The sequence below is a fragment of the Calditerricola yamamurae genome, from assembly GCF_054654135.1.
The window spans coordinates 176,038-198,518 of sequence record NZ_BAAIFH010000005.1 but is presented as its reverse complement, the minus strand read 5'-3'; the positions used below and the strand labels follow the sequence as shown (position 1 = coordinate 198,518).

At 60.0% G+C, this 22,481-nt stretch carries 29 protein-coding genes; 3 read left to right on the top strand and 26 right to left on the bottom strand.

Features of this window, described 5'->3' with window-relative positions; genetic code table 11:
• Nucleotides 1-11: 11 nt before the first annotated feature.
• The 25 genes from sufB to ACYQ0Z_RS06010 form a co-directional block, all read right to left on the bottom strand.
• A complete protein-coding gene (gene sufB, locus ACYQ0Z_RS06130) occupies nucleotides 12-1,409 on the bottom strand; it encodes a Fe-S cluster assembly protein SufB (protein WP_459865538.1) in 1,398 nt (465 codons plus the stop codon).
• Between the two features lie 6 nt (nucleotides 1,410-1,415).
• Entirely contained in the window at nucleotides 1,416-1,853 is a 438-nt protein-coding gene (gene sufU, locus ACYQ0Z_RS06125; protein WP_459865536.1) for a Fe-S cluster assembly sulfur transfer protein SufU, read from the bottom strand.
• Entirely contained in the window at nucleotides 1,840-3,063 is a 1,224-nt protein-coding gene (locus tag ACYQ0Z_RS06120) for a cysteine desulfurase (RefSeq protein ID WP_459865534.1), read from the bottom strand. Before ACYQ0Z_RS06120 ends, sufU begins: the two co-directional genes overlap by 14 nt.
• Nucleotides 3,060-4,364, bottom strand: a complete 1,305-nt coding sequence (gene sufD, locus ACYQ0Z_RS06115) for a Fe-S cluster assembly protein SufD (RefSeq protein ID WP_459865532.1) — start codon at nucleotides 4,362-4,364, stop codon at nucleotides 3,060-3,062. The genes ACYQ0Z_RS06120 and sufD overlap by 4 nt, the downstream gene beginning before the upstream one ends.
• Before the next feature lie 27 nt (nucleotides 4,365-4,391).
• A complete protein-coding gene (gene sufC / locus ACYQ0Z_RS06110) occupies nucleotides 4,392-5,177 on the bottom strand; it encodes a Fe-S cluster assembly ATPase SufC (protein ID WP_459865530.1) in 786 nt (261 codons plus the stop codon).
• 193 nt (nucleotides 5,178-5,370) lie between these two features.
• Complete coding sequence (locus ACYQ0Z_RS06105; protein WP_459865528.1) at nucleotides 5,371-6,930, bottom strand: IS1182 family transposase; 1,560 nt, start codon at nucleotides 6,928-6,930, stop codon at nucleotides 5,371-5,373.
• Between the two features lie 128 nt (nucleotides 6,931-7,058).
• Nucleotides 7,059-7,646, bottom strand: a complete 588-nt coding sequence (locus ACYQ0Z_RS06100) for a DUF1802 family protein (RefSeq protein ID WP_459865526.1) — start codon at nucleotides 7,644-7,646, stop codon at nucleotides 7,059-7,061.
• Between the two features lie 19 nt (nucleotides 7,647-7,665).
• Complete coding sequence (locus tag ACYQ0Z_RS06095; protein WP_459865524.1) at nucleotides 7,666-8,397, bottom strand: tetratricopeptide repeat protein; 732 nt, start codon at nucleotides 8,395-8,397, stop codon at nucleotides 7,666-7,668.
• A 76-nt stretch (nucleotides 8,398-8,473) separates the two neighbouring features.
• Entirely contained in the window at nucleotides 8,474-8,896 is a 423-nt protein-coding gene (locus ACYQ0Z_RS06090; protein WP_459865522.1) for a hypothetical protein, read from the bottom strand.
• A gap of 26 nt (nucleotides 8,897-8,922) precedes the next feature.
• Complete coding sequence (locus tag ACYQ0Z_RS06085) at nucleotides 8,923-9,078, bottom strand: hypothetical protein (RefSeq protein ID WP_459865520.1); 156 nt, start codon at nucleotides 9,076-9,078, stop codon at nucleotides 8,923-8,925.
• A gap of 130 nt (nucleotides 9,079-9,208) precedes the next feature.
• On the bottom strand, nucleotides 9,209-9,367 hold the full coding sequence (locus ACYQ0Z_RS06080; RefSeq protein ID WP_459865518.1) for a hypothetical protein: 159 nt from the start codon (nucleotides 9,365-9,367) through the stop codon (nucleotides 9,209-9,211).
• 76 nt (nucleotides 9,368-9,443) lie between these two features.
• Nucleotides 9,444-10,538: an anti-sigma factor domain-containing protein gene (locus ACYQ0Z_RS06075; RefSeq protein WP_459865516.1), complete on the bottom strand. Its 1,095-nt coding sequence runs from the start codon at nucleotides 10,536-10,538 to the stop codon at nucleotides 9,444-9,446.
• Nucleotides 10,535-11,305, bottom strand: a complete 771-nt coding sequence (gene sigI / locus ACYQ0Z_RS06070) for an RNA polymerase sigma-I factor (protein WP_459865514.1) — start codon at nucleotides 11,303-11,305, stop codon at nucleotides 10,535-10,537. Before sigI ends, ACYQ0Z_RS06075 begins: the two co-directional genes overlap by 4 nt.
• A gap of 117 nt (nucleotides 11,306-11,422) precedes the next feature.
• A complete protein-coding gene (locus ACYQ0Z_RS06065) occupies nucleotides 11,423-11,851 on the bottom strand; it encodes a hypothetical protein (protein WP_459865616.1) in 429 nt (142 codons plus the stop codon).
• Nucleotides 11,852-12,021: 170 nt separating this feature from the next.
• Nucleotides 12,022-12,405 carry a glycine cleavage system protein GcvH gene (gcvH, locus tag ACYQ0Z_RS06060; protein ID WP_459865512.1) on the bottom strand — a complete coding sequence of 128 codons (384 nt, stop codon included), beginning with the start codon at nucleotides 12,403-12,405 and terminating at the stop codon, nucleotides 12,022-12,024.
• 27 nt (nucleotides 12,406-12,432) lie between these two features.
• Nucleotides 12,433-12,888 carry a redoxin domain-containing protein gene (locus ACYQ0Z_RS06055; protein WP_459865510.1) on the bottom strand — a complete coding sequence of 152 codons (456 nt, stop codon included), beginning with the start codon at nucleotides 12,886-12,888 and terminating at the stop codon, nucleotides 12,433-12,435.
• A gap of 79 nt (nucleotides 12,889-12,967) precedes the next feature.
• The gene (locus ACYQ0Z_RS06050; protein WP_459865508.1) at nucleotides 12,968-13,510 is read right to left on the bottom strand and encodes a peroxiredoxin; all 543 of its coding nucleotides are present in this window, start codon (nucleotides 13,508-13,510) and stop codon (nucleotides 12,968-12,970) included.
• A 175-nt stretch (nucleotides 13,511-13,685) separates the two neighbouring features.
• The gene (locus tag ACYQ0Z_RS06045) at nucleotides 13,686-14,051 is read right to left on the bottom strand and encodes an arsenate reductase family protein (protein WP_459865506.1); all 366 of its coding nucleotides are present in this window, start codon (nucleotides 14,049-14,051) and stop codon (nucleotides 13,686-13,688) included.
• Between the two features lie 133 nt (nucleotides 14,052-14,184).
• Complete coding sequence (locus ACYQ0Z_RS06040) at nucleotides 14,185-14,364, bottom strand: hypothetical protein (RefSeq protein WP_459865504.1); 180 nt, start codon at nucleotides 14,362-14,364, stop codon at nucleotides 14,185-14,187.
• 170 nt (nucleotides 14,365-14,534) lie between these two features.
• Nucleotides 14,535-15,290: a DUF2797 domain-containing protein gene (locus ACYQ0Z_RS06035; protein WP_459865502.1), complete on the bottom strand. Its 756-nt coding sequence runs from the start codon at nucleotides 15,288-15,290 to the stop codon at nucleotides 14,535-14,537.
• Nucleotides 15,291-15,330: 40 nt separating this feature from the next.
• Nucleotides 15,331-16,053, bottom strand: a complete 723-nt coding sequence (locus ACYQ0Z_RS06030; protein WP_459865614.1) for an amino acid ABC transporter ATP-binding protein — start codon at nucleotides 16,051-16,053, stop codon at nucleotides 15,331-15,333.
• 5 nt (nucleotides 16,054-16,058) lie between these two features.
• A complete protein-coding gene (gene thiE / locus ACYQ0Z_RS06025; RefSeq protein ID WP_459865500.1) occupies nucleotides 16,059-16,736 on the bottom strand; it encodes a thiamine phosphate synthase in 678 nt (225 codons plus the stop codon).
• A 158-nt stretch (nucleotides 16,737-16,894) separates the two neighbouring features.
• The gene (locus ACYQ0Z_RS06020) at nucleotides 16,895-17,203 is read right to left on the bottom strand and encodes a hypothetical protein (RefSeq protein ID WP_459865498.1); all 309 of its coding nucleotides are present in this window, start codon (nucleotides 17,201-17,203) and stop codon (nucleotides 16,895-16,897) included.
• Nucleotides 17,204-17,337: 134 nt separating this feature from the next.
• Nucleotides 17,338-18,765 (bottom strand): sensor histidine kinase, encoded by a 1,428-nt coding sequence (locus tag ACYQ0Z_RS06015; RefSeq protein ID WP_459865496.1) that lies wholly within the window; start codon nucleotides 18,763-18,765, stop codon nucleotides 17,338-17,340.
• Nucleotides 18,746-19,459: a response regulator transcription factor gene (locus ACYQ0Z_RS06010; protein WP_459865494.1), complete on the bottom strand. Its 714-nt coding sequence runs from the start codon at nucleotides 19,457-19,459 to the stop codon at nucleotides 18,746-18,748. Before ACYQ0Z_RS06010 ends, ACYQ0Z_RS06015 begins: the two co-directional genes overlap by 20 nt.
• A 232-nt stretch (nucleotides 19,460-19,691) precedes the next feature.
• On the opposite strand from ACYQ0Z_RS06010, the gene ACYQ0Z_RS06005 reads away from it, so the two are divergent.
• The 3 genes from ACYQ0Z_RS06005 to ACYQ0Z_RS05995 all read left to right on the top strand — a co-directional run bounded on the left by ACYQ0Z_RS06005 (nucleotide 19,692) and on the right by ACYQ0Z_RS05995 (nucleotide 21,683).
• Entirely contained in the window at nucleotides 19,692-20,465 is a 774-nt protein-coding gene (locus tag ACYQ0Z_RS06005) for a basic amino acid ABC transporter substrate-binding protein (protein WP_459865492.1), read from the top strand.
• A gap of 77 nt (nucleotides 20,466-20,542) precedes the next feature.
• A complete protein-coding gene (locus tag ACYQ0Z_RS06000) occupies nucleotides 20,543-21,202 on the top strand; it encodes an amino acid ABC transporter permease (RefSeq protein WP_459865490.1) in 660 nt (219 codons plus the stop codon).
• 133 nt (nucleotides 21,203-21,335) lie between these two features.
• The gene (locus ACYQ0Z_RS05995) at nucleotides 21,336-21,683 is read left to right on the top strand and encodes a thioredoxin family protein (RefSeq protein WP_459865488.1); all 348 of its coding nucleotides are present in this window, start codon (nucleotides 21,336-21,338) and stop codon (nucleotides 21,681-21,683) included.
• Between the two features lie 364 nt (nucleotides 21,684-22,047).
• Here the strand turns inward: ACYQ0Z_RS05995 and ACYQ0Z_RS05990 are convergent, their stop codons facing one another.
• A complete protein-coding gene (locus tag ACYQ0Z_RS05990; protein WP_459865486.1) occupies nucleotides 22,048-22,431 on the bottom strand; it encodes a DUF4870 domain-containing protein in 384 nt (127 codons plus the stop codon).
• Nucleotides 22,432-22,481: the final 50 nt, after the last annotated feature.

Genomic DNA, 22,481 nt, shown 5'->3' with positions numbered 1-22,481 from the left:
CCGCGTTTGGATTACCCGATTGACCCTTCCATTTCGAACTTGATGAGCCGGTTCATCTCCACAGCGTACTCCATCGGCAGCTCCTTCGTGAAGGGCTCGATAAACCCCATCACGATCATCTGCGTGGCCTCGTCTTCGGGAATGCCGCGGCTCATCAGGTAGAAGAGCATCTCCTCGCTCACCTTCGACACCGTGGCCTCATGCTCGAGGGTGACGTTGTCGTTCAACACCTCGTTGTAGGGAATGGTGTCGGAGGTGGACTCCTTGTCGAGGATGAGCGTGTCACACTTGATGTTGGCCTTCGCGCCGTGGGCGTTGCGGCCGAAGGTGACCAGCCCGCGGTAGGTGGTCTTCCCGCCGTTCTTGCTGATCGACTTGGAGACGACGGTGGAGCTGGTCTCCGGCGCGAGGTGGATCACCTTCGCCCCGGCATCCTGGTGCTGCCCCTTGCTGGCCACGGCGATCGACATCACGTAGGCCTTGGCGCCGCGCCCCTTCATGATGACGGCCGGGTACTTCATCGTCAGCTTGGACCCGATGTTGCCGTCAATCCACTCCATCGTGGCGTCCTCGTAGGCCACAGCGCGCTTCGTCACCAGGTTGTACACGTTGGTCGACCAGTTCTGGATCGTCGTGTAGCGGCAGCGGGCGCCTTTCTTGACGATGATCTCGACGACAGCGCTGTGCAGCGAGTCGGTGCTGTAGATTGGCGCCGTGCAGCCCTCGACGTAGTGGACGAAGGCCCCTTCGTCGACGATGATCAGCGTGCGCTCAAACTGGCCCATGTTCTCCGAGTTGATGCGGAAGTAGGCCTGCAACGGGATCTCCACCTTGACGCCCGGCGGCACGTAGATGAAACTGCCACCCGACCACACGGCGCTGTTCAGCGCGGCGAACTTGTTGTCCGTCGGCGGAACCACCGTGCCGAAGTATTCCCGCACCAGGTCCGGATACTCGCGCACCGCCGTGTCGGTGTCGCAGAAGATGACCCCCTGTTTTTCCAGGTCCTCGCGGATGTTGTGATAGACCACTTCCGATTCGTACTGGGCCGAGACGCCGGCGAGGAACTTCTGCTCTGCTTCGGGAATCCCGAGGCGATCGAAGGTGCGCTTGATCTCCTCGGGCACCTCATCCCAGCTGCGGCCTCGCCGTTCCGACGGTTTCACGTAATAGGTGATCTCGTCGAAGTTGAGTTTCGACAGGTCGCCGCCCCAGGACGGCATCGGCTTGGAAAGAAAGATCTCCAGCGCCTTGAGGCGGAACTCGCGCATCCACTCGGGCTCGTTCTTCACGCGGGAAATCTCCTCGACAACTTCCCGCGACAGGCCCTTTTTCGTGCGGTAAACGGCAATGTCCGGGTCACGAAACCCGTATTTGTATTCTTCCAGCTCAGGCGCACGTTTGGCCATGGCGGATCACTCCTTTGCGGGTTGACCGGCGTGGCGCAGGCCTTCCTGCATCGCCTTCCACGCCAGCAGGGCGCACTTGATGCGCGCCGGAAACTTGGACACCCCTTGCAGGGCTTCGAGGTCGCCCAAGTCGATGTCCCCCACGTCCTGGCGCTGCATGAGGCGGGAAAAAGCGTCGGCCAGGGCTAGGGCCTCGTCGACCGACTTGCCCTTGATCGCCTCGGTCATCATCGACGCCGAGGCCAGGCTGATCGAACAGCCTTCGCCGGTGAAGCGCACGTCGATCACCTTCCCGCCCTCGACGCGCAGCTGCAGGGAGATGCGGTCGCCACACGTAGGGTTGTTCAGATCCACGGTGACCGCGTCATCATCCAGCCGACCCCAGTTGCGAGGCTTCTGGTAATGGTCGAGGATCACCTGGCGGTAGAGCTCATCCAAGGACATTGTGGAAGTACTCCTTTGCATACTGGAGTGCGTCGGCCAGTTTGTCAATCTCCTCTTCCGTGTTGTAGAGGTAGAAGCTGGCCCGCGCCGTAGCCGTCACGCCCAGCCAGCGCATCAGGGGCTGGGCACAGTGGTGTCCGGCCCGCACGGCAATGCCGCGGGAGTCAAGCACTGTGGCCACGTCGTGGGGGTGAATCCCCTCGACGTTGAAGGTGACCAGCCCGGCGCGCTCCTCCGGACCGTATACCGTTACGCCGTCGATGGCCCGCAGGCGTTCGAGGGCATAGCGGGCCAGCTGCTCCTCGTGCGCGCGAATGGCGTCCAGGCCGACCGATTCAAGGAAGTCGATGGCCGCCGCCAGACCGATCGCCCCCGCGATGATCGGCGTACCACCCTCAAATTTCCATGGGATTTCCTTCCACGTAGAATCGTACAGCTCGACAGTGTCGATCATCTCGCCGCCGAACTCGACCGGCTCCATTTGCTCGAGCAGGTGGCGCTTGCCGTACAGCACGCCGATACCCGTCGGCGCGCACATCTTGTGGCCAGAGAAGGCATAGAAGTCGACGTCGAGGTCCTGCACGTCCACCTTCATGTGCGGTGCGCTCTGCGCCCCGTCGACCACAATGACGGCGCCCTTCTCGTGAGCGATGGCGGCGAAGGTCTTAATCGGGTTGATCGTCCCCAGCACATTGGAAACGTGGGTAACCGCTACGATCTTCGTCCGCTCGGTCACCGTTTGGGCGAAGTCCTCGACGGCGATGGTGCCGTCGGGGCGCAACGGCACGTACTTTAGCGTCGCCCCCGTCGCCTTGGCCGCCTGCTGCCACGGGATGAGGTTGCTGTGGTGCTCCATCGGCGTGATGACGATTTCGTCCCCTTCCCGCAGCACGCGGCGGGCGTAGGACCAGGCCACCAGGTTGAGGGCCGACGTGGTGCCCCGCGTGAAGATGATCTGCGCCGAATCGGGCGCGTTGAGAAAGCGGGCCACCTTCTCCCGCGCCCCCTCGTAAGCCTCGGTGGCCTTGGTGCCCAGGGTATGCACACCGCGGTGGACGTTGGAGTTGTATTCCCGGTAGTAGCGTTCCACGGCCTCGATCACCGGAAGCGGCTTTTGCGACGTAGCCGCGCTGTCAAGATAGACCAGCGGGTGGCCGTTAACCTCCTGGTGGAGAATCGGAAACAGCTTGCGAATCTCCTTGACATTCATCGTCCCAGTTTCCTTTCGATCACAAGTTGGAGGCGCTCCTTCACGCCGGCGATCGGGATCTCCGACACCACCGGCGCCAGGAAGCCGTGAATGAGGAGCCGCTCGGCTTCCTCCCGCGAAATGCCCCGCGACATCAGGTAGTAAAGCTGCAGTTCGTCCAGCTTGCCAACGCTGGCGGCGTGACCGGCCTTCACGTCGTCCTCGTCGATCAGCAGGATCGGATTGGCGTCGCCCCGCGCCTTGTCGCTGAGCATGAGCACCGACTCGGCCTGCTCCCCATTGGCCTTCGTGGCGCCCTTTTCGATCTTCGTGATGCCGTTGAGAACGGCCGTGGCCGCATCCATTATGACGCCCTTGGCCAGGATGGTCGATTCGGTATGCCGGCCGATGTGCACAACCCGGGACGTGAAGCTCGCTTTCTGCTCGCCACCGGCGAGGGCGACGAGCTTGGTGTCGGCACAGGCGCCGTCCTCTTGTAGGACGGTCGCGTTTTCGGAAATCGTGTTGCCGCTCCCCATCTCGCCGAGAATCCACTCGATGCGCCCGTCGCGGGCCACAACGGCGCGGCGGTAGACGACATCGGTCATCCCGGCGGCCAGGTGTCGCACCGACGCCACGCGCACACGCGCCCCCGGTCCGACGAAGACCTCCATCACGCCCAGGTGCACCGCTTCCCGTTCCGGCTCGTCGCTGACGACGTTCTCCACGTAGGTGACCGAGCTGTTCGCCTCGGCCACGATCAGCACGTGGGGAAAGAGACCAACGCCGGCGTCCGCCGCCCAGTAGACGGCCTGCACGGGGAGATCCACCTCGACGCCCTTCGGCACGTAGAGGAAGGCCCCGCCGCTCCACAGCGCCGCGTGCAAAGCAGTCAGCTTGTTCTCATCCGGATTGACGGCTTTCCCGAAGTAACGGCGAACGAGATCGCCGTGTTCGCGCAGCGCGGTGGCCAGATCGGTAAACACAACGCCTTTGCGCGCCAGGTCTTCCGCCACCTGACGGTACACAACGCTGGAGTTTTGCTGGACGAGCACGTTGCGGTTTTCGCCCGCGGCAAACAGGTTCCGCAAGTCCTGCGGCAGCGTCTCCGGCGACAACAGGCGCGCCTCGGCTTTAAAGGGCGTGAAACGGGTAAAGTTCCAGTTTTTCAGGCTGATTTTCTCCAGTTTCGGCAGCGGCAACGCCTCCGCCCGCTCCAGGCTCTCAAGCCGCAGCGCGCGCATCCAGTCGGGCTCGCCGCCGTCCTGCGAAAATCGGGTGATGGCTTGGCGGTCCAGTTGCACGTCCATTTCCACGCTCATCGCTTTGCCCCCTCTACCGGCGCCCAATCAGGCCTTTTGCTCGACGGTGGCGTCCTCGATTCCCAGCTCGTCCTTCAGCGCATCGTAGCCTTCCGCCTCGAGGCGTTCGGCCAGCTCCGGGCCACCCGATTTGACGATGCGACCTTGCATCATCACATGAACATAGTCGGGCGTGATGTAGTTCAGCAGGCGCTGGTAGTGGGTGATGATGAGAAACGCACGATCCGGCGAGCGCATGGCGTTGACGCCTTTGGCCACGATTTTCAGCGCATCAATGTCAAGGCCGGAGTCGATTTCGTCCAATATGGCCACACGCGGCTCGAGCATCATCATCTGCAGGATCTCATTGCGCTTCTTCTCCCCGCCGGAAAACCCTTCATTCACATAGCGATGGGCGAAGGCGGGGTCCATATCCAGGAGCTTCATTTTCTCTTCCAGCTCACGAATAAACTTGATGAGCGAAATTTCGTTCCCCTCGCCGCGGCGGGCGTTGATCGCGCTGCGAAGAAAATCGGCATTCGTTACGCCGGCAATCTCCGCCGGGTACTGCATGGCCAAAAACAGGCCCGCGCGCGCGCGCTCGTCGACCGACATCTCAAGCAAATCTTGGCCGTCAAGCGTCACGCGGCCCTTTTCCACAACGTATTTCGGATGGCCCATCAGCACGGAGGCCAGCGTCGACTTCCCCGTACCGTTGGGGCCCATAATGGCGTGCACTTCGCCACCCTTGATCTCCAGGTTCACCCCCTGGAGAATCGGTTTCCCGTCTACAGAAGCGTGCAAATCCTCTATCTTCAGGTGCGGTGCAGCCATAAAAAACCAGTCCTCCAATCGCGTGTCGTTTCGTGAATCGGGGCAACGTCGCGTGTTGCCGTCCTCATGGCACCTCGCCATTCCGGAAGCGAGGTCCAGTGATCTCCTTTTTAGTATACTGTTTGCCGCTACGGGTATCAACCATTACTATAATTATTTTATTTGTTTGTTTGGAAAGTGTCCAAAGGAAGGCTCATGCGGTTTTGGACAGGACATGTAAAACCTGCATCAACCGCCGGCGACGTAAAGGCCGCAAAAAGCCGCAAAAAAAAGAAGAGAAAAAACCCGGGCAACATACCCGGGTTTTCAGACTGCAGACAAACTCCCTCGGTGCCAACGCAGCCGAGGGAGTTTTCTTGTCGTCTGTGAACAATAAAGAGAAGAAATTAAGGGCATGGCGCCCTGTTTTTCCTAACCTCCATAACCAATTCGCCAGCTTTTTTAAATTCATGCAAGCAAAAACAAGCATCGCCTGCATTGTCACTTTTTCCAACCCACGTAAAGTGGTCCAACGCAAGCCATGCTTCTCCTTGAGATCCGCAAATACACGCTCAATCGTTTCCTTTCGGCGTGCATATAGGCGTTTATTCACTTCTGTATGGCGCAAGTGCTCCACTTCTTCCATGTAATGGGCCCAGATATGGCGGCTCACACGCTTAACCGCGTCGTGGCTTTCTGTGCACTGGGAGCGGAATGAACAAGATCGACAGGTCGTGGCATCGGAACGGTAGATTCTGTAACCCTCACGGGTCGTGGTTTCGTAGGTAAGCACTTGTCCGGCAGGACAAAGATAGCAATCGTAGTACTCATCGTACACGTAATCTTGCTTTCGATACCTTCCGTCTTTTGTGTGGGGACGGGTATACGGCATGACCGGACGGACCTGTTGGTCCAAGAGGTACTTGCTGATATAGGGTGTTTTATACCCTGCATCCACCGCGACAGCGCTGGGTTTTCCGACATGCTTGACGGCTTGCTCGAACACATCCGAAAAGACCTGACTGTCATGAACGTTGGCGGCCGTGACGACGGCACTGACGACAAAGCCGTTTTGGTCGCTGGCCGCATGGAAGGAGTAAGCGAACGTCTGTTCCTTTTCGTTTTTGACAAACCAGCCGCTGTCCGGATCAGTGGTGCTTTGCTTCACCTCCTTCCAGACGGCTTTAGACTTTTTTGGCAACGGCTTTTTCCCATGCGCTACGCGGTCCTGGTTGATTTCCTCTTCCAGAAGTTCTTGATATTTTTTTCCTTCTTCCTGAACGAGCCGCTTGATGAATTTTCTCTTGTTGGCGTTGGCTTTGACATGGGTGGAATCAATATACAGAACGGAAGGGTCCACAAGCCCGTGATGGCAGGCTTCTTCGAGAATGCGCGTAAAGATCTTTTCAAACAGGTCGGTACCCTTGAATCGGCGGACATAGTTTTTTCCAAACGTCGTGAAATGGGGAATGGGCTGGGTGAGATCGTATCCCAAAAACCACCGATAGGCGAGATTGGTTTCGATTTCCTTGATGGTTTGACGCATGGAACGGATGCCGAACAGATACTGGATGAGCACCATTTTGATGAGGACAACGGGATCGATGCTGGGTCTTCCGTTGTCTGGGCAATAACGATCTTCCACCAGGTCATAGATAAACGAGAAATCGATGGCGTTTTCGATTTTGCGGACCAGGTGATCCTGAGGAACCAATTCGTCCAACGAAACAACGGTAAGCTGGTAACGGCCTTCGGCCGACTGTTTTCTCAGCATGTGGCCACCTCTGCATGATGGGATAAGAACTCTATTCGACAAAAAAGCGTGTAGACCTTGTACCTCCCGGTACTTTGTCTACACGCTGAAAACCCGGGCAACATACCCGGGTTTTGTCTTTCACGCCCTCACCCCTCACCGGCAAGGGCGCGGCGCACGGCCTCGCACTGTGCGGCAAAGGCGGCGTCGTCCAGGACAGGATCACCTTCCCCGGCCGGCAGCGGATCGGGAATGTACAGCCACGATTTGCACCCCTCGTACTCGGGCCGAACGGGAATCTCCACCGGCTGGCGCAGGCGGTACGTGCGTACGAGGAGCACGTGCAGCGGCTTCGTTTTCTTCCAGTGCAGCCGATCCTGGGCAAAGGTCTCCGTCCAGATGTGGTAGGGCATCAGGCGGCCGATGGCCGCCTCGTCAAGGGTTTCGATGTCGTCGACCACTTCGGCGAAGTACGCAAGGCGAACCGTCGTCTGCTCCGGCGAGACAGCGGCCAGTGTGGCCTCCAGGTCGCCGTGAAACTCCGGTTTCACCAGCGCCTTTTTCTGATGAAAGTACGTCGGATATAAGTAAAAGGACTGCTCTTCCAGGCGGAATTCCCGCGTCTCCTCGTGGATGCCGCCCTTTCGCATCAGCAGAATCTGCTTGCCTTCCCCGAGCGCGTTTACCGCGACGGCCCATTCCTTCAGGGCTACCGGTTTCGACGGGGCCTTGGCCATGTCCCCTTCCTCCTCTCCATCAAGCTTGGTAGGATACGGCCGCACCGAAAGCCTCTACGGCCCCTCGCCAGTCCCCGGACGCCGCGCGCGCCTCCGCCGCCTGCCACGCCGCCTCGTCCACCGTCGGCGCATAGCGACGCAGCTGGCGGATCCATTCCAGGGCCTGATCCGCCTCGTCGCGTTCCACGTAAAAGAGGGCCATCTGGTGGATGGCGTAGCAAAGGGCCGGCCCCACGACAAGGCGCGCGTCGGTCTCGTCAGCGTATTGGGCAAAGGCACGCTGTTTGTCCTCGATCACCGCCCGGCACAGCGCAACCGCCTCGTCAAACCGTCCCTGCCGGAATACGTAGTAGGCCAGGTACACGCGCAAATGGTCGACGCTGAGCATGTACCCGAGCTGCGGCGGGTACTGGGCCAGCGCCTCGCGCATCTGCCGTTCGGCGAGGGCAAAGTCGCCGCGCGCGGCGCTGATTTCCGCCATCTCCGCCAGGCTCCGCACATAGGCGAAGTGCTCGTTCGTGTCGGTTTTGGGTCCTTCCTCGGCCACCGAAGCAAAAACGTCGTAGGCATCATCGGCGTACCCTTCGCGCAGCAGCATCACCCCGACCATGAGACGCACGTTGGGGTCGGCAAACTGCGCGAACGTGTTGTTGGGGACAAGACGCCCCACCCGCTCCTCGGCCCGAGCGGCGAGGACGTCCAGCGGCACCGTACGCTCCATATCGGCCATCACCTGCTCCCGTTTCCGCATTCTGTCCTTCATTGTACCGCAAGACGCCATCCCACGCCGGGCTGTCATCAAATTGTCACGATTCGTCTCCGCCTCGCTATGCTTTCTTGCGCCGCGCCCGCTTGGCCACGAAGAGAAGTCGACGGGCCAGCTGGGCCATGGCCGCCGGTTCCCCATAAAGGGTCAAGTACTTCCCGCTGCTGCAGTGCACGTTTACGCGACCCGGGGACACATGCACGCGCTTAATCGTTTCGGCCGAAACCGAAAAAACCGGGTACGGTTCACCGGCGTACCCGATGAACAGGCGAGAGGTGTACACCTTTACCTGAAAGGGCGAAAGGTAGCGCATCCCGTCGGCTACCACCTCGCGCACCGTTCCGCTCCAGAGGCACAGGTCGTGCGCCTCGCGCGGTAATGCGATCACGTTTTCAGGCAACGCCCGGCGGGCAGCGCACCGGCGCCGGTACCCCCATCCTGCTGCCAGCACCAAGCCGACAAGGGTCAAAGTGCCGATGGTCATCATGGTGCATCCTCTCTCCACACCGTTTACACCTTGCGCCATTGGCCAGGTAGTTTCTCGGACGGCGGCACGCCCTTCGAAGCGGTGTGTACGGACGCGGACGCGGGCTTCTCCGCGGGCGTCGATCCCATGGCCCGCTCCAGCGGATCCGTGCGGTTGATGCGGTCCGGATTGTCGGGCATGGCCATCCCCCCACAGGCCGTTTACTGTTTACCATGCCCGTTGGGTTACCTTCCTATTCCTCAAATAGAAAACAAGTGTAAGCATGCAAAAAGGGCAGGGGTTCCCCGCCCTGTTCCCGAACCCTTCACCCTATGCCCGCGATTTTCCTTCCGCACCGGCGATCAGGTTGTACAGCACGGCAATCGCCAGCTTCTGCCGCTCCTCCGGCGACAGGCTGGCAATATCCGTAAAGGAAAAGCCGGGCTTCTCGTCAACGCGCACGCGGAGCTTGAGCCCGCTGACTAGCATGTTGACCACATCCATGCGTGTCGCGGGCTTTTTCGCCAGAACCTTTCCCCCTCCTGAACGCGTGGTGGTCTTTCCGTCAACGTCCGTCGTGCCGACGATCGGGCTTATAAGGGGAACGATTCTTCGATTCCGCGGCACGCTTCGACCGCTCCTCGCGGCTGTCCCTTTGCTTTTTGTCGTCTGCGTCCCGCTCGCCTCGCTTTTTCTTTTCCCTCTCCGTTTCCCGGTGGTTGTCCTTCACCGTTTTCCTTTTCGTCGTTGAGGATTCCTTGGCCTCTTCCCTTTCCGCGTCTCGCTTCCCCGCCTTCTCACGGCCATGGAACGGATCCGGTTTCACCGCCTTGCGGTGGTCACGGCCGTTCAGCTGGGGCAAGTTCGCAAGCGAATCAAGTCCCGGATCGTTCCCCTTTTTCTCCTGAAACGGATGCCCCTGCCCTTCTGACCGGCGCTTGGCATCGTGTGAACGATCCGACTCCTTTCCCCCATGGGCCCCCGGTAGAATGCGGTTCCGCCCCTGCTCCTGGCCCAACAGGTACCGGCCGGTCGGCAGGCCCTTGGCCCGCGCCTCGGCCCGCAGCGCCGGCGTGGCCACCAGGGCGCGCACCTCCACGCCCTTCTGGACGGCCACCGTCTTGACCGTCTGTTCCACGGAACGGGCAATCTCCTGCACCCGTTGGGGATTGTGTTCCCCCTTGAAGACGGTCGTGGTGACGATCACATCATGCCTCTGGTTCAAGTACCCTTCTCGGCGCGCCTGGGCAAGGACATCCGCCGTCACCTCCGCCAACCCGCGGCCTTTCCACTGGGGTAGCCTTGCCACCAAACGCTCGCCGTCGGGATTGAGTCCCGCCAGATCGATCACGCGGTAGCGTTCGTCAATCCCCATCTCCACGCTGGGGTTCATGTCCAAGGCCACGTAAGCCATCACCGGCTGGGCCGTCATCCAAAACAGCCCGCCGGCCACCACCAGCGCCAAACAAGCAGCCACTGCCACCACACCCAGGGCACCCACCCGTTTGGCGCGGCGACGCGGTTCCTCAGGAAAAAAACAGATCTCCTCCCCCACGATGTAGGCGCGACCCGGCTCCCGGCGCACCCGGCAAAATTGCCCGTCGGGGGTCAGCACCACCACCTCGGACGCGCCGACCTGCAGGACAACCCCGCGCTTCATCCGTCTTCCCTCCTTTCGCCCAGGGCCTCGCGTACGTACCCGCGCAACTGTTCGAAATCTTCGATGAGAATCAACGCGATGGCCACGATGTACTTGCGGTTGCGCTCAAGGGTTTTGCGGCTACAGGTCACTTTCTGGAGCAGACGCTTCATGGGAAGCTTTTTGGTTTCCAGAAACGCACGCCGCAATTCCGGATCGTCGGCCAGCGTCTTGGCCACGGCGATGGCGTGCTCCCGGGCGTCACGGTGGACCGGCGACACCTCCGGCAAGTCGTCCAAGGAGATGCCGAACGCCGCCAACCGCATCTGAAACAACGCGATTTCCTCGCGGAGGTCCCGGATGGCCCGTTCTTTGCCGTAGACATCGAGGGACGCCTGGACAGCCAATCCCGATACCTCACGTTCCTCATCGGATAGGTGCGGGTCATCGAGGGACAGGGCGTTCTTCTGCCGCGACTCCTGGCGAATGTAATCGATCACCCGGCGGCGAATGACCAGATCGGCAAAGGAAAGGAAGGATCGCCCTTGCGCCGGGGAATAGTGTCGGATGGCCTCGTCGAAGGCGAGCAAGGCAATGCTGAACTCATCGTCATACCCGGGATGGATGTAGCGCTGGCACACCCGCGACGCCACCCGCGCCACAAACGATTGGTACTCGCTGAGCAGTCGGTTCCGCACCTCGTCGTCACCCGCCTGCGCGCGAACCACGAGCGCTTCAAGCGACCCGTCCGCGGGGGCCGTCCGCTTGTCCAGCAAACGCTTGAGCACGAATGCTCACCTCGCTCTCTAGAGCCCTTCGCGTCACCCCACCGGTTTACGGGGGCCCGGGGTTTCAAACAAAAAAACCGGGCGATATGCGCCCGGATCGCAACAAACCGGGTACGCTTACCATCCCGGGGTCGAGACGTTCTTGCGCCGCCACTTGCGCAGGCGTTCGCTGAGCACCTTGAGCCGATGCACAAGGGCCCGTTCCCACTCTTCGTCACCCAGCTGCTTGGCGACAGACAACAGATCCAGCGCCATGTCGATCTGCGCGCGCAACACCTCTACCAGGTCGCCGTGATCAACGGAAGAGCAATCCTCGAACAAGTCTTCGCGGTTTTCCGTATCCACGTATTCGCGAAAGTCAAGGCTCACGGCCCCATCAACGTGGGCAAATTCGGCCAAAAGGTCGAACTCTTCCACCACTTTGGGGTGAACCGTAACCTGGTAGCACACCGGGCAGTAGAGGAGCGGAACGTTGGTGATGTACGTCTGGTGGTGCCGCATCGTCCCGATCGCCCCGACCATGCTCGCCCCGCAGCAGAAACCCATCGAATTCACCTGCTTTCCCCTGATACTCCATGGGTAACGGTTATCTCTATTTTACTGGCCCGTTGCACTCCCCGCCATGCCTCTTTTTTGGCACCGCGCCCCCTGACCTCCAACGGGAAAGAAAACGACGTGCCCGGATGCGCGGGCACGTCGTGCGGTTTTGCAGCCGGTCAGTCTTCCGAAACCATCTTTTCGTAGGCCTCGGCGTCCATCAGGTTGTCCAGTTCCGACGGGTCGCTCATCTCGACGACGATCATCCAACCTTTGTCATACGGCGACTGGTTGACCAGCTCGGGGGATCCGTCCAGTTCCCCGTTCACCTCCACGACCTTTCCGCTCACCGGAGCGTACAGCTCTGAAACCGTTTTCACCGACTCGACACTGCCAAAGGGCTCGTTTTGCTTAACCTCGGCCCCCACTTCGGGCAGCTCAACAAACACGATATCCCCCAGCTCCGACTGGGCGTAGTCGGTGATGCCAATAATCGCGCGGTTCCCTTCGACGCGCACCCACTCATGTTCCTCACTGTACTTGAGGTTCTTCGGAAACTCCATGACCATCCTCCTGTTCGTCCCGCAGTATTATCCTTCGTTCTCGTCGATGCCCAGGATCCGATGCAGGCGTTTCTGCACCAATTTTAACCCTTTTTCGCCGGCTTGGAAATGACGAAGCTTTAAATCCTGATCAAACAGGTAGAAGGCTGGAACGTACTGGTTCTCGAAGGCATCGGTCACGGCGTGCTGGTTGTCGATGGCAATGGGATGCTGGAGGTTGTACTGGGCGATGAGCTCCTTCACCGGGCCAATTTCCGTATCCTTTTCCGAGCGGGGCATGTGCACGCCCACCAGTTTCAGCCCGTAATCCTTGTACTTTTCACGCCACTCGTTGAGCATCGGCAGCGATTCCTTGCACAAGTGGCAGCTGATGGCCCAGAAATGCACGAGAACCGGCGACCCGCGAAGCTCCTCCTTGGTCACCGATCCGTTTACCCATTCCGTAACGCCCTGCAGCTCGGGCATTTCGTCACGCAGTTTCATGTGAAACCCTCCTTATTGTAATCCTGGACAGGTAAAAGAAGGACCTAACCCGTGGGTTAGGTCCTCGGCGCAACGGGTGTTACACCTTGAGGGTTTCCTGACCCGGTTTCCAGTTGGCCGGGCACAGGCCGCCCGTTTGCAGCGCCTGCAGCACGCGGAGCACTTCGTCCACGTTGCGCCCAATGTTATTATCGTGCACCACTTGATAGCGCACGATGCCCTCCGGATCGATGATGAACAGGCCGCGCAGCGACACGCCCTGATCCTCCAGGTACACACCGTAGTCGCGAGACACGGTGTGCAGCTGGTCGGACGCCAGCGGGTAGTTCAGCTTGCCCAAGCCGTTGGCATCACGCGGGGTGTTGATCCACGCCTTGTGGCTGAACTTGGAGTCGGTGGAGACGCCGATGATCTCGCAATCGAGGTCTTTGAAATCTTCGTAGCGGTCGCTCAGAGCCGTAATTTCCGTCGGGCAGACAAAGGTGAAATCAAGCGGGTAGAAGAAGAGCACCAGCCACTTCCCTTTGTAGTCCGACAGCTTCACCTTGCCGAATTCCCCGTTGGGCATGACCGCTTCCATTTCGAAGTCCGGCGCCGGTTTGCCAACAATGCGATCGGCCATGGTTCCAACCTCCTCGATGGTGTTCTAAGGGTTTTCCCGAGACCTATGGTAGCACATCCCTAGTTTATAGTCAATATCATTTTATAATGATTTTAAAGTGATGCTTCCCCGCCGCGTGGTTGCGCCGTATCTAGCTTGGTCACCCGCCCCGCACCTTATACACGAAAGGGAGCCATCAGGCGTTTTTTCCCCACACACGGGCATAGGTGGTTTCGTCGAAGCCAACGGTCACCCGCACGCCATCTGTCACAATCGGGCGCTTGATCAGTTTTCCATCCGACGCAAGCAGCACCAAGATTTCCTCCTCTGTCATGGACGGCAATTTCGTTTTGAGGCCCAATTCGCGGTACCGCTGGCCGGTGGTGTTCAAGAACTTGCGGATCGGAAGGCCGCTTTTTTCGACCAACGTGCGAAGGGTTTCCTTGTCCGGCGGGTGGGTCACCAGGTTGACCGCTTCATAGGCGATTCCGTGAGCGTCAAGCCACTGCTTGGCTTTCCGGCACGTGCCGCACTGCGGGTACCAGTAGAGCGTGATGGGCATCTCGCCACCTCCCCTTTCTTAATTTTGCGCGCGAAACGCGGATTCCTCTTTGGCACGTCTGAAAAAGACGAAAAAAAACGGAAAGGCCGGACCCTTTCCGTTTTCGTCCGTTTTCGCATGCCCACAGCGCCCGTTACGCGTTTTTGTCGCCGACGGTACCGTGGGAATCGGCCTCGTCGACGGGGTTGACGCGCCATGTCTGCTGAATGGGGTCAAATTTGCCGAAGGCCTGTCCGGTCTCTTCGTCGATGGTACCCGTCAAACGCCCGTCAATGAGGATTTCCCGCTGCGGCTTGCGCGGCTCATCCGGCATCGGGGACGCCTCCTTTCTCCCCTTAGGGATCCCCGCTTCGCCCCGTGGTTATGCACGGGGGCGGCAAACCCGGGGGACCGCTGCGGCCGCAGGCGAAACGGCAAGCGCGTCCCCTCCGCTGTCCCTTCACGCTTCCCACACCACGCGCACCTTGTACCCGGTGTGCTTTTTCACACGTGGAAAACACCCTGAGCAAACAGGAGGTACTGCCCCTTGACGCCGATCAACCGCCCGGTGACCGCCGGCCGTTTGTCCAGGGAGAGGGCCGTCAGCTTGTCCACCCGCTCCACAAGGGGATAGGCAATCTCCGTAACCGTCTCGTCATCCAGCCAGTAGGGACGAAACGGTTCCGGCACGTGCGCGCGAATTTCCTCGCGCACGGCCAGGAGGTCGGCATCCTCCCCCTCGCCTTTCAGCATTTTCCGCCAGTTCGTCTTGTCCGGGAGGTACCGGCTCAGGTGGTGCTCCAGCTCGCCGGCCAAGCGGCGGTTCGGTACCTCGGCAACGGGAATAGCCCGCACGGCCCCTTGGTCCACCCAGCGCCGCCGCGCGTTGTCTTTGCGCGTGATACCGACTTTCACCCCACTGGAAACGGCGAGATAGACGTAGTGGGGCACAAAGCAGTGGCACCGGGCAAAGCCGTCGTCGCGGCAGGTACCCTGCTCATAGTGACAGAGATGGGGCTTGACGATGCACAGGTCGTTTTCGGCCAACCGCGTAAAACAGGGGTAGCAGTACCCATTGTTGTAGGTTTTGGTCACCTTCCGCCCGCAATGGCGACATGCGATCTCGCGCAAAAAGACAAACGAGAGATGCTTGCCCAAGAGCGGGTTGAGGGGAATCGCCTCGACTCCCACGCGCAGGCGATAGCAAACAGGGTCCGTGCCGTCATGCTCAAGTGGGGCCAGGTGGCCAACCAGCTCCACCGCGCTCCCCCCTTTGCCATTAGCCATTGCGGCCACCCGTCTACAGCACCTTTTTCAAGAAGGTCTGCGTCCGCTCGTGTTGCGGCCGGGCGAAGATCTCCTCCGGCTTGCCTTCTTCCACGATCACACCCTGATCCATAAAGATGACCCGGTCGCTCACTTCCCGGGCAAAGCCCATCTCGTGGGTGACGACCACCATGGTCATCCCTTCCCGGGCCAAATCTTTCATGACGTTGAGCACCTCGCCGACCAGTTCCGGATCCAGGGCCGATGTGGGCTCGTCGAACAGCATCACCTTGGGGTTCATGGCCAGGGCCCGGGCGATGGCCACCCGCTGCATCTGGCCGCCCGACAGGTTGTCGGGGTAGACGTGGGCCTTGTCGCGCAAGCCGACCTTATCGAGCAACTCCAGGGCCCGCGCCTCGGCTTCCTTTGGGTCCATCTTGCGCACCCTGATCGGAGCCAGCGTAATGTTCTCAAGCACGGTCATGTGCGGGAACAGGTTGAAGCGCTGAAAGACCATCCCCACCTCGGCCCGCACCTTGTTGATGTCCGTCTGCGGGTCGGTAATGTCCACGCCGTCGACGATGACCTTCCCCGCCGTCACCTCTTCCAGCCCATTGAGACAGCGGAGGAACGTGCTTTTCCCCGATCCGGACGGCCCGATTACACACACCACCTCCCGTTCCCGCACGGTGCAGGTAATGCCCTTGAGGACTTCCAAATTCCCAAACCGCTTGTGCAAGTCGATCACCTGAATCATGTCGCTCATGATGCATCCTCCCTTCCACAAGCCGCCTTCTGCGCATTCACTTCCCGCACCAACGCCTGCGCGGCCGCCTCCGGATCGGAAGCCCCTCCAATCGCGGACACCACGGCCACCCCATCGGCGCCGGCAGCGATGACGGGCGCGGCGTTTTCCGGTGTAATCCCGCCTATGCCGACAAGCGGCAAATCCGTACGACTGCGTACATAGGCGACAAACTCCGTCCCCATCGCTTCTCCGGCGTCGGCCTTGGAGACCGTTTTGTACACCGGTCCCACGCCGAGGTAGTCGGGTCCCTCGCGGAGGGCCACGTCCAGCTCCTCCGGCGTGCCGACGGACATGCCGACAATGCGCCCGGGGCCCAGCAACTTTCGCGCTTCCGACGGCGGCAAATCGTCTTGGCCCACGTGGACGCCGTCCGCGTCAAGCAACAGGGCCAGATCGACGCGGTCGTTGACGATGAAAGGCACACCGCACTGGCGGCACCGCTGGCGCACCGCCCGCCCCAGCGCCACGGTCTCGCGCAGGGGGAGCGACGAGTCCTTTTCGCGAAACTGCACCATTGTGACGCCCCCACGCAGGGCCGCTTCGACAACCTCCAAAAGCGGCCGTCCGCCGCAATGGGCGCTGCCGATCACGAAATAGACGGAAAGGGCCGCGCGCAGAGCCCGCTTGTCCATCCTTTCACCCGCCTCTCCCGCTGTATCGTCACTCTAACATTACCATGCCGGATTTTCTGCACACAACAAATCGCGAAAATCTCCTAGATTTTCCCGCAAACAAAAAGGAAAACCGCCTGCCGGCAGCAGGCGGTGTCCGCGTAAACTTTGCGCATCCGTTAGTTGCTGGAAGAGGAAGAATCGCTGGAGCTGTCCGTGCTCGAGCCGGAATCCGTGGACTCCGTGTCCGACGAACCGGAATCGGTCGAGCTGGAGTCCGAGGAGCTGGAATCGGTGGTGCTGGAATCAGTGGTGCTGGAATCGGTGGTGCTGGAATCGGTCGAGCTCCCCGTGGACTCTTGGTCGGTGCTTTGCTCTTGCTGGGTATCGCTATTGTCGGTGTTCGACGTGTCCTGGGAGCTGCAACCCATCAACGCAGCGGCCAAGACCCCCACGAGTAACGCCAACTTCCACCACTTGCGGTTCATCGGCACTCCTCCTTGTTGGATCAGGATGATCTCGTCTTTCTCCTGTACTAACTGTAGGGCAAGGAACCATGAAAAGTGGGAACGAATCGAGACAAAGATGTGAAACATTTGTAAATTAGGATGGACAAGCCAGGCTACGTCACCGCGGGCAACCACAGGCGGAAGGTTGTGCCCTGTCCCAGTTGGCTCTGCACGTCAATCCGGCCGCCGTGGAGCTCCACCAGCTCTTTGACGATGGCCAGGCCCAATCCGCTCCCGCGGTTCTTCTTTGTCCGGTGGCGATCAACCTTGAAAAAGCGTTCAAAAATCCTCGGTAAATCCTCGGCGGCAATGCCCACGCCGGTGTCGGCCACCTCGATGTACACGCCGCCGTCTTCCGCCCAGGCGCGCAACGTGATGCGCCCGTTTTCCGTAAACTTGACGGCGTTGCTCACCAGGTTGTTCAGCATTTGTTCCACACGCACGCTGTCCCCGCATACAGGCGGCAGCTCGTCCGGCACATCCAAAACGATGGCCGTACCCTTGTCGCGCGCCTCCGGTTCAAACGTCATGGCCACGAACGCCAACAGTTCCTTCACATCCACCGCCTCACGATTGAGGCGAATGGCATGAGTTTGCAGCTTGGCCAAGTCGAGCATGTCGTCGATCAGCCGGCTCATGTGTGCCGTCTCGTGGGCCATCAGCCGGTAATAATGTTGCCGCAGCTCCTCGTCTTCCACCAGTCCGTCCTGCAAGGCCTCCAAAAAGCCCTGCATGCTCGTCAGCGGTGTGCGCAACTCGTGAGACAAGTTGGCAAGCAGCTCGTCGCGCAACCGGTCGAGGCGTTTCCGCTCGCGTTCGCTGGCCTCCAGCCGATCGGCCAGCTCGTTGAACGTGCGCGCCAGGTCGCCCACCTCGTCATCGCGATGCACATCCAGGCGACGGTCGTACCGCCCTTGACGCAGCTCGGCGGCCATCCGCTCCATCTCCTTCAGAGGGCGGGCGATCGACCACGACAGGTACGAGGCGAGCAACGTGGCTGCCACAACGCCGAGGGCCAAGGCCCAGGCCATCGTCTCGCGCACACGGCTCACCGCGTCGTTGATACCCTTCACCGGGGCATGGAGAACAATGCCCCCGTAGATTTGGTTGCCCTTTCCCCATGGAACCGCCACGGAGAGCATCGGTTCATTCAGCCCCTCAATGCCGAGGGGACTGATCACCGGCTCCCCTTGTCTCACCTTCTCCACCACGCTTTTGGCAACCGATTTCCCGATAAACACCTCGTCGCGGGTGGAGGTGGCCACGATGCGTCCGTGGATGTCAAAGAGCCAGATGCGGGCATCAAAGGTCTGGTCAAGAAATACGAGCAAATTAACCAGGTCGTCGTTCACTCGGCTCGAGTCCTGGATGGCCAGGTTGATGCGTTTGGCCTTCCGCACCAACTCCATCCGTTCCGTCTGATAGATGTAGTGCTGGACAAGATAGGACATGGCCACGCCCACCACGCCCATGGCCAGGATCACGGTTCCCAGAAACCCCAACAAAAGACGCCGCGCAATACTACGTTTCCATACCGCCATCGCCGGGCACCTCAAACTTGTATCCCACGCCCCACACCGTCTGGATGCACGGCGGCTGGATCGCCTTCAGGGCCTGGCGCACTTTTTTCACATGGGCATCAACGGTGCGCGTGTCGCCGAAGTAGTCGTACCCCCACACCTGTTCGAGCAACTCGTCGCGCGTAAAGACCGTCCCCGGCGAGGAGGCGAGGAACAGGAGGAGGTCAAACTCCTTCGGCCGAAGCGGCACCGGCTTGCCATCGACCAGCACCAAGCGGCGCCGCCCGTCAATTTCCAGGCGCGGAAAGACCAGGTGCGGACGCCCGTCGTCGTCGGCCTTCGTTTGACGGTCCATGCGCCGAAAAATGGCCTTGATCCGCGCCACCAGTTCCCGTGGGCTGAACGGCTTCGTCACATAATCATCAGCGCCCAGCTCCAGGCCCAGAACACGGTCCACCTCGTCATCTTTGGCGGTCAACATGATAATCGGCACGTCCCAGCGCTGCCGGATTTCTCGACACACTTCAAACCCGTCTTTTCCCGGCATCATCACGTCGAGGAGGACGACATCCGGTTTCTCCCGCTCCATGAGGGCCAGCACTTCCTCGCCATTACGGGCTTCGAGGACATGGAGGTTTTGCTTCTGGAAGTACAGACGGATAATCTCGCACACGTTCGGGTCGTCGTCCCCGATCAGCACCTTCGTTCCTTCCACGGATGCTCCCCCCTTTGCAAAACCCTTGTCCTCCCCTTCCATTCTACCATGAACCTCCTCACCCCTGTCCCCCAAGAGATCATTACCGCTTACCATCTCGAACCATATTCATAACTATACGAAAAATCGTTGACGTTTTTCACAATATCATTTACGATTATTTTCACAATATCGTTTACGATTATTTGAAAGGGTTTTCATGCAAAGCTTCAGCATGGAGGGATCACGCGAGATGAAAAAAGGACTGGCCGTCTTCCTCGTGAGCCTGCTGAGCCTGTCCATTCTCGTCGGTTGCGGCACGAAAACCAATTCGTCCGCCTCAGGTGACAGCCCGGCAGGAGAAAAGGTGATCGTTGCAACAGACACCTCGTTCCCGCCCTTTGAGTACGTCGACCCGAAAACCAACGAATACACCGGCTTCGATATCGAGTTGATCAAGGCGATCGCCGAGGCAGAAGGGCTCGACATCGAGCTGAAGCCGATGGAGTTCAAGGCCATCATCCCCGGCTTGCAAACGGGCACCCTTGACGCGGCCGTCGCCGGAATCAGCATCACGGAGCAACGGAAAAAAGTGGTCAACTTCTCCGAACCGTACTTCCGCGCCGGCCTGGTCATCGCCGTCCGCCCCGACAACACCACCATCAAGAGCAAGGATGACCTGAAGGGCAAGACCATCGCCGTAAAGCTGGGGACGACAAGCGAAAAGTTTGCCCGCCAGATCGAGGGGGCCACGGTGAAAACCTTTGACAACGGCAACGACGTCTACCTTGAAGTGATCAACGGCGGCGCCGACGCCGCGATCGAAGACCTCCCGGTGATCAAGCACTACATCGTGCAAAACCCCGGCAAGCTGAAGGTGGTCGGCGAGCCGATGACGGGCGACGACTACGGCATCGCCGTGGCCAAGGGCAAGGAAGAGCTGCTGAAGAAAATCAACGACGGCCTGAAGAAAGTGAAGGAAAGCGGCAAGTACGACGAGCTGTACAAGAAATACTTCGGCGAATAAGCCGTCCCGTACGGGGGAGCATCCGCTCCCCTCTTCTTGCGCGGTCACCAAATCCGATCACGGAAAGGATGTGTGCGATGATCAATTTTGACATCATCGTCCAATCCCTCGACGTGCTTCTCGTCGGGCTGGGGATGACCCTTCAGCTTACGGTCATCTCCTTGCTGATCGCGCTGGTGCTCGGGCTCATCACAGCGCTGATGAAGCTGTCCAAAAAACGGGCGCTCAACGCCATCGCCAACGCGTACATCAACGTGATGCGCGGGACGCCCCTCCTCGTGCAGGTCTTCTACATCTACTTCGCGATACCGTCCCTCCTTGGCACCCGCATCGACGCGTGGACGGCGGCCATTTCCGCGCTGAGCCTGAACGCCGGCGCCTACATCGCCGAGGTATTCCGTTCCGGCATCCAGGCCGTACCACGCGGCCAGATGGAGGCGGCGCGCTCGCTGGGCATGACGCACCGCCAAGCCATGCGCTATGTCATCCTGCCGCAAGCCTTCCGCATCGTCATCCCGTCGCTCCTCAACCAGTTCATCATCACGCTGAAGGACACGTCCCTCGTGTCGGTGATCGGCTTTGAGGAACTGGCCCGCAAAGGGCAGCTAATCATCGCCACCACCTATTCGGCCTTTGAGATCTGGACGGTCGTCGCGCTCTTCTACCTGGTTGTGGTACTCGCCCTCACCCGCCTGTCGGAGTACCTGGAGAAGCGGCTGAACGTGGGAACGCGCTAACAGCTCCCTCGGATCGGAGCCTCGGCTTCTCCGTTCCCCTTGCAAGGCGCGCCGCAACGTGTCATCCTGAAAGCAACGGGCGTTTCCGCCACGACCGTCCAAATCATTTATACATACAGGAGGTGCCGGGTTCATGCGCGACATCGAAACGGTGGAGGCGTTTGACCAAGCGATTGCCGGACCCGACCTGGTCATCGCCGAATTCTACGCTGATTGGTGCCCCGACTGCCAACGCATCAAGCCGTTCATGCCGGAGGTGGCCAACGCCTTTTCCGACAAGCTGACCGTCATCCGCGTGGACCGCGAAACGCTGCCCGAGCTGTTTGCGCGCTACGACGTGTTCGGCATCCCCAGCTTCATCGCGTTCCGGAACGGGCGCGAGGTGATCCGCTTTGTCAGCCGCGACCCGAAAACGCGAGAGGAAATCGAGCACTTCTTCCGCCGCGCCGTACAGGTGGCCGAATCGCTCGATGGCGAATAAAGAAGCGGCGCCTCGTTTCCATCGACCGAGGCGCCGCGCCGTTTGTCCATACTTCCCGTTCTTCCGGCGGAAGAACGGACGACCGTTTCAAGAAAAAAGCGGCCGTCGCGCCGCTTGAGACGAGAGAAGAAAACCGCTTCGGGAGCGGGAGCACCACACAGTCCCCCGGAACGCGCGCGCACATTCGCCCGCGCATTTGCCGTCCCAACCCGATGCTCCGCTTCCCTTTTCATTTTACCGGCGGTTGAATGGCCATTCAATATGGCGGTACCCCAATTATTTCGACGTTTTTCGACACCATAACGGGCACCCCATCCCTTCGGATTTTGCAGAGTGCAAACAATTCAAACAATACCGTTCCGCCTCATTTGAAAAAGCGGATGGTCATCGGGTACCGGTAGGCCTGGCCCTCATTGGCCTTGACCGCGGCAACGATGACAAACACCACTTGAATGACCATCAGCGCCAGCAGCAGGGGAAGGCCGATTAAGACGAACACCAGCAGCGCCGCAATCATCCCGTAGATCGTTAAGGACAGCTGGAAGTTCAGCGCCTCCTTCCCCTGGTCGTCGACGAATGGGGAATCGTTCCGCTTGAGGAGCCACACCACGAGGGGGCCCAGCACGTGCCCCATCGGGATGATATACCCCACCAGTGCCGCCAAGTGGCAAACCGTGGCCCATAGGCGGGCTTGCTTGTCAATTTGCCCCACCATCACATTCACCCCGTTATCGTTTCTCGCTTCCATCGTATCAGATTCTCCGCAATCGGCGCACCCGCCATTCGCCCGGAGAATGC